Source organism: Syntrophorhabdaceae bacterium, from assembly GCA_028713955.1.
Lineage (GTDB): Bacteria > Desulfobacterota > Syntrophorhabdia > Syntrophorhabdales > Syntrophorhabdaceae > UBA5609.
Genome location: JAQTNJ010000044.1, coordinates 5934 through 7525, shown reverse-complemented (window position 1 = coordinate 7525; position 1592 = coordinate 5934). Strand labels below are relative to the sequence as shown.

At 53.0% G+C, this 1592-nt stretch carries 2 protein-coding genes; both read right to left on the bottom strand.

Annotated elements, in window-relative coordinates; genetic code table 11:
* Positions 1–957: 2-hydroxyacyl-CoA dehydratase (locus PHU49_05900; protein MDD5243532.1), on the bottom strand; the 957-nt coding region annotated here is incomplete at its 3' end.
* A partial coding sequence (locus PHU49_05895; GenBank protein ID MDD5243531.1) for an rRNA adenine dimethyltransferase family protein occupies positions 954–1592 on the bottom strand: 639 nt, incomplete at its 5' end. The genes PHU49_05895 and PHU49_05900, both read right to left, overlap by 4 nt.

Here is a 1592-nt window from a genome sequence, read left to right as displayed (position 1 = left end):
GAATGCCTCGATCCTGAGCTTCGTCCTCGTATCGAGTGTCCTCGGCAGATCACCCTCGATCGTCAGGATCGGCACTCCGACGGTCTCCCTGAGTATCACATCCTCTATGGCCCGAAAGCAGAACGCCTGCACGTAATGGATTATGCCCTTGATGTCCCTCTTCCTGATCTCTTCCCCGATGTCTGCCAGCCTCGCGAAGACGCCGTAAGGGTATGTATACGCAAGGTAACGTTCCACAATATTATCAGCGGCAAAAGGGAGCGCGAACTGCCGTTGCGTCTCGTTGTACACAACATGGCCTCCGACGCTCCCGATGAATTCATAGATATCAAGGAGGATCGGCGGAACCCCGATGTACCCGATGTTGATCCCTTCAATACCCTGCCGTGTCTGTACCTCTGTCAAAAACTCCTCTGCCATGCGGCGATATTCCCTGTAATCGCCGAGCATATCGGAGGCCCTTACGAGCCACAGGTGATTCTCGGCGCCCGTTACCCGTCTTTCCTGCCAGGTCATCCTGTCGATCAGGGCAAGGCTCGATCGCACACCCTCTATCTCCTTTTCGACGGGGGCAAGGGCCTCCTCCGCTACGGCCAGTTCCGCCATGAGCTTTTCGATCTCCCGCGCGAGGACCTCCTTGTCCCTGTCGTATGGATATGAAAAAGGGATCGTCTTTATCCCCTTGTACCGCAGTATCTCTGCCAGTGCCTGTGTATTGCTGCAGTCACCTTCCATAACGGTTATGACGGCACCGATCTTTTTTTCCATAACAACACCGTAGATCCCTTTCACCCAATTGCACATGCCCTTCGGGAATCCGTCCCGTTCCGCCCTCTCGATATAACGCATCGGATTGGGATCGGTAATGAAGATATTATTGAGGTCGCATGGGGTATACCCTCCCGCGAAGATAACCTCAACCGGTATTGTCGTTGTAAAACCGATAATCCTGCTCATAGACTATCCCTATACCGGGGCTTCAAAAATGCGTACATCGTTTTGAACCTCTCCGGCTCGATCTCTTCCGCGCGTATGGACGGAGGGAAACCCATGGATTCATAGAGAAAGGTTGTTCCTTCATCGCCGTAGTGTCTTACCAGCGCCTGCCGCAGGTATTTCCTCTTATGCTCAAAACATGCCTTGATGAAATCTCTCATATCTTCGTCCACATCATTTCCATCGCCCTTGAAGACCATCGCAACGTAGGCGCTTTCCACCTTCGGAGGCGGGATGAAAAGGCCGGGCTTAAGATACAGGAGGATCTTTGTTTCGGCAACCAACTGACAGATGACCGACAACGCACCGTAGGACCTGTTGAAGGGTTTGCTCGCGATGCGTTCCCCGATCTCCCGCTGCACGGTAAGGTGTGCGCTTGCGATCATTGACCTCTCCCCGATCAGCTTGAACAGGATCGGCGCCGTGATCTTATAAGGGATATTTGCCACCACCTTGATGCCCTTCCCATGGCTGAACTGTGAGAGGGGCACATCCAGAACATTACCGAATATGACTTGAAGGTTCTTGTACTGATCCACCAGGGGGTCAAGATACCTTCCAAACGACCTATCCAGCTCGATTGCGTAGACATATCC